This window comes from Synechococcus sp. R6-10 (genome assembly GCF_047461815.1).
Classification (GTDB): Bacteria; Cyanobacteriota; Cyanobacteriia; order Thermostichales; family Thermostichaceae; genus Thermostichus.
In genome coordinates this window covers 1-4,051 of the sequence record NZ_JANSHW010000520.1, presented here as the reverse complement: position 1 = coordinate 4,051, position 4,051 = coordinate 1, and the positions used below count along the sequence as shown (strand labels likewise).

Sequence of the window (4,051 nt, the reverse complement as noted above, 5' to 3'; positions counted from 1 at the left end):
GGCCACTTGCAGTAGGGCGTCGATGACAGTGTTGCCGGTGCAATGGATGGATCCCACCACGTGGCTTCGCTTCAGGTTGTCAACGGCTTGGGGGGTAGGGGCAAAGTGCAGGCTGGCCAACTGGGAGATCAGGCGGCGATTGGCCTCTTCGGGGAAAGGATTGTAGAGATCATCGGTGCGCAGTCCGGCTTCCACATGCCCAACCGGGATCCGGTGGTAAAAAGCTGCCAAGGCGGCAGCGAAGGCGGTGGTGGTATCTCCCTGCACCAAAACCAGTTGAGGATGTTGCTCTTGAAAGTAGAGTTCTAGGCCCCGCAAGGTGGCTTCGGTGATGTCCGTCAAGCTTTGGCGGGGGCGCATGATCGCCAGATCCCGATCCGCTTGCAGACCGAATAGCCGCATCACCTGATCCACCATTTCCCGGTGTTGTCCGGTCAAGATCAGCTCGGTGCGCAGATGGGGACTGGCACGCAGAGCTTGGATCACCGGGGCCAGCTTAATGGCTTCGGGCCGTGTGCCCAAGATCACGGCAACGAGGGGAAGGGAGGCCATAAGCTCAAGGACATCGGCACCTGTAGGAGATGGGAAGCGCAGCTCATTGAAGCAAGGCCACCAACAAACCACTAACAAAAACCACTAACAAAACAGAGGCGGCGAAGGGCGTGGGTTGCTCAAGGTCGCAAGCCACCGAGATGTAGACTCTGCTGAGTCAGGCTGAGGGCAATGTCGAGACGAGAGGAACCACAAGGGGGCTATTGCTGCTCACCCCGATCTTACCCCTCCAGCTGCCCCGCCGATTGTTCACCGGATGAGCTGGAGAAAAAGGGTTGACGGGATCCCACTCCTGCAACTAGCCTAAAGGGAGCTGAAGAGATCCTCTTCTGGCTGTCCGGGTTGTTTCGGTTAACCTTTTTGGAGGAAAACGTTCAACAGCATGGACGCTTCCGGTAGTCGTAGCGCCAGCCACCAGTGGATGGTCTTCGAGGAGCACGTTCTTGAAGATTGGGCTCTTACTGGTGTCTTCCTTTTCCCCGCTGACAGCTTCTGTCGTCGCTTGAGAGGATCCCGTTTCGCCAACGCGAAGGGGTGGGAGAGTTTTCCCGGCTAGCTTTTGACTTGGGTGGCTCTCTCAGTCGGCGACGAACAGATGAGCTGAGCAGAGCCTTACCTGAGCAATGGGTTTGTACAGCCCTGTTCAGAAAAGGGGAGATCAGGAGTAATTCCGAGGGGATTCCCCTTGACTTTCCTGTTGTGGGTTTTGGGGTTTCCGCAGGCCTGGGGATCCCTTGGAGTCCCTCTTATCGGCTTGGGCGCTTGCGATCCAAGCTGGGCTTGGAGGCCTGGCGCTAGACCTACGGCTTGCTGCGCGGCCATCCAAGGGTTTCAGGGCTTCCCTGTGAGCCTCGGAGCACCGGTTGGCTGTTGACCTCCTGGTTCTCTTCATCCCGGCTGACCCCAACGTTCGGAGGTTTATCATGCGGCACAACGTTCTTCGCGATCTCCTAACCCCTGCTTCCTTGGAAGCCGCCAAGCGAGAGGCCAACCGCGCTCCCATTGCCGAGCTGGTGCAGCAGTTGATGGAGATTTCACCTCGGCAGCGGGTACTGGCTTTTCGCTTGCTGGAAAAAGACAGAGCCATTGCAGTGTTTGAGTATCTGCGGCCCGAAGAGCAGGCCGATCTCATTCGCAGCATGGAAAGCCCAGAAGTGATCCAGCTCATAGAAGCTCTGCCACCTGATGAGCGGGTACGTCTGTTTGAGGAGTTGCCGGCCAAAGTAACCAAGCGCCTCATTGCCAACCTCAGCCCAGAAGCTCGGGAAGCAGTGAATATCTTGCTGGGTTATCCAGAGCGCAGTGCCGGTCGGCTGATGAACCTGCGCTACTTGTCGGTACGGGATACCATCACCGTCGGGGCTGCTCTGGCCAGCGTGCGGGACTCTCAACTGGGAGACGATGAGCTGGATGTGATTTTTGTGGTGGACGATCAGCGGTTCTACAAAGGTTTGGTTCGCACCGTGCGCCTCGTGAAAGCAGATCCGGATTTGCCCATTCGGGAGCTGATTGAGGGATCGGATATTTTTGCTCGGGTTACCGACCGGGATCTCCAGGCAGCCCGTTTGCTCAAAGATTCCGGCTTGCCGGCCATTCCGGTGGTGGATACGGAAGGGCGCTTGGTGGGAGATATCACCTTTGAAGATGTCATCAACTTGGTGGAAGAAGAAGCCACCGACGCCGCTCTGGCCCAAGCAGGGGTGGGCAACTTGCTCAGCCGAGACAAGGTTTGGAGCGAGCGCCTGGTTAAAGGCTCCCGTTGGTATGCCGTCCGCCTGCGCATCACGTTTTTAATCATCACCTTGATTGGCGGCATGTTGGTGGGGGGAGTGATCGAAACCTTTGAGGAGGTGTTGCAAGCAGTAACGGCAGCGGCTATTTTCATCCCCTTGGTCATGGATATGGGCGGTAATGTCGGTACCCAATCTACGACCATCTTTGCCCGTGGCTTGGCTTGGGGCCACATCAACGTGCGGCAGTTTCTCCCCTATTTGCTGCGGGAAGCCAGCATTGGTGGCATTATCGGTGTGATCCTGGGGGCCACGGCTGGGGTGATTGCCTACTTCTGGCAGGGGGCACCCAATGGGATCCCACAATTGGGTCTAGCGGTGGGCTTGGCTCTGGCCATTGTCCTCACTTTGGGGGCTATCTTGGGCGCCATTTTGCCCTGGGTGATGTTAAAGCTGGGCTTTGACCACGCTCCGGGAGCGGATCCTTTTATCACCACCATTAAAGACTTCACCGGCCTCTGGGTGTATTTCACCCTGGTGGCTTGGCTAGTCGGGGTTGAAGTGGGGCTCTAGGGCTGCGCCGGCGCTGGATCCAGGGGGCACCTCACCGGCAAAGCGCGTTCCAGGAACGAATAATCCAGCCCTTCTTGAGAAATCAGCCTTTCAGAGTCTCGCCACAAGGCCATCGCGACGGCGGCGCAGAGCACTTTTACGAGGTGTCCTTTGACCAACGAAGGGTTACAGCAAACATTTAGGAGGTGTGCCATGACCTTGAAAGTTCTATCTCCCTTGGCTGCTGCTCAATTTCGGTCACGGCTGCAGCAGTATGCCTATCGGGTGGGCATAACCTGTGCTTTAGAAACAGGTGGTAAGCTGGCCCCAGAATCCGCCTTTGCTCAACTGGAAGCCCTCTGGCAAACCTTGCAACAGGAAGCCACTGCCCTTGGGATCCCAGATGAGGATGGCTAAACTTTATCCTTTCACGAGAACCGGAGCATGACCTGGATTGACTTCACCTTGCGCCTAGCGGTTGCCTTTATCTTGGGATCCGTGATCGGGCTGGAGCGACAGTGGCGGCAGCGTATGGCCGGCTTACGCACCAACACCTTGGTGGCCACGGGTGCAGCTTTGTTTGTCATGCTCTCGGTTCTCACCCCTGATGAAAGCAGCCCGACCCGTATTGCGGCCCAAGTGGTATCGGGGATTGGCTTTTTGGCCGGTGGCGTGATCCTCAAGGAAGGAGCCAGCGTCCGTGGCCTGAACACCGCCGCCACCATCTGGTGTGCAGCCGCGGTGGGAGCCTTTGCCGGATCGGGGTACATTCCCCAAGCTGCCATTGGAGCCGGAGCTGTGTTGATCTCCAACGTTGTGCTGCGTCCACTGGGCTACCGCATCAACCAGCAGCCTTTGAAAGGCACAGAACTGGAACTGGTCTATGAGTGTTCGTTCATCTGCAAAAGCCAAGCAGAGGCCCACATCCGCGCCTTGCTCTTGCAAGGCATAGCTCCCACCCATCTCAAACTGCGCGCCCTCTACAGTGAAGACCTGGAGGACAAGCCTGATCTGGTCAAAGTCGAAGCAGAGCTGGTCACCCAAACCCGCGATGACCAGGCCCTAGAACTTGTCGTCAGCCGCCTCAGCCTAGAGCCAGGTGTGATCACTGCCCGATGGCGGATCATCGAACAGGAATTTGGCTGATCCCGGATCCCAGTAGCTCCCAACCGGTTAGCAACGCAAACACCAGAAATAAGCCGCCCCCCACCCAATGC

At 57.4% G+C, this 4,051-nt stretch carries 4 protein-coding genes; 3 read left to right on the top strand and 1 reads right to left on the bottom strand.

Translation table 11 applies throughout. The features are described 5' to 3' along the window. Positions 1 to 552 (bottom strand): non-hydrolyzing UDP-N-acetylglucosamine 2-epimerase (gene wecB, locus NW837_RS13125; protein WP_414332079.1); only part of this gene is annotated, 552 nt, incomplete at its 3' end. A gap of 923 nt (positions 553 to 1,475) precedes the next feature. On the opposite strand from wecB, the gene mgtE reads away from it, so the two are divergent. The 3 genes from mgtE to NW837_RS13110 all read left to right on the top strand — a co-directional run bounded on the left by mgtE (position 1,476) and on the right by NW837_RS13110 (position 3,980). Next, positions 1,476 to 2,855, top strand: coding sequence for a magnesium transporter (gene mgtE, locus NW837_RS13120; RefSeq protein WP_414332078.1), 1,380 nt, complete (start codon positions 1,476 to 1,478; stop codon positions 2,853 to 2,855). Between the two features lie 192 nt (positions 2,856 to 3,047). Beyond that, entirely contained in the window at positions 3,048 to 3,251 is a 204-nt protein-coding gene (locus tag NW837_RS13115) for a hypothetical protein (RefSeq protein WP_238376758.1), read from the top strand. Between the two features lie 27 nt (positions 3,252 to 3,278). After that, entirely contained in the window at positions 3,279 to 3,980 is a 702-nt protein-coding gene (locus NW837_RS13110) for an MgtC/SapB family protein (protein ID WP_414332077.1), read from the top strand. Positions 3,981 to 4,051: the final 71 nt, after the last annotated feature.

What these genes read in the sequence shown, in the direction of transcription:
- NW837_RS13115 (WP_238376758.1), top strand. Translation starts at nt 3,048, where the DNA reads ATGACCTTGAAAGTTCTATCTCCCTTGGCTGCTGCTCAATTTCGGTCA.
- mgtE (WP_414332078.1), top strand. Translation starts at nt 1,476, where the DNA reads ATGCGGCACAACGTTCTTCGCGATCTCCTAACCCCTGCTTCCTTGGAA.
- NW837_RS13110 (WP_414332077.1), top strand. Translation starts at nt 3,279, where the DNA reads ATGACCTGGATTGACTTCACCTTGCGCCTAGCGGTTGCCTTTATCTTG.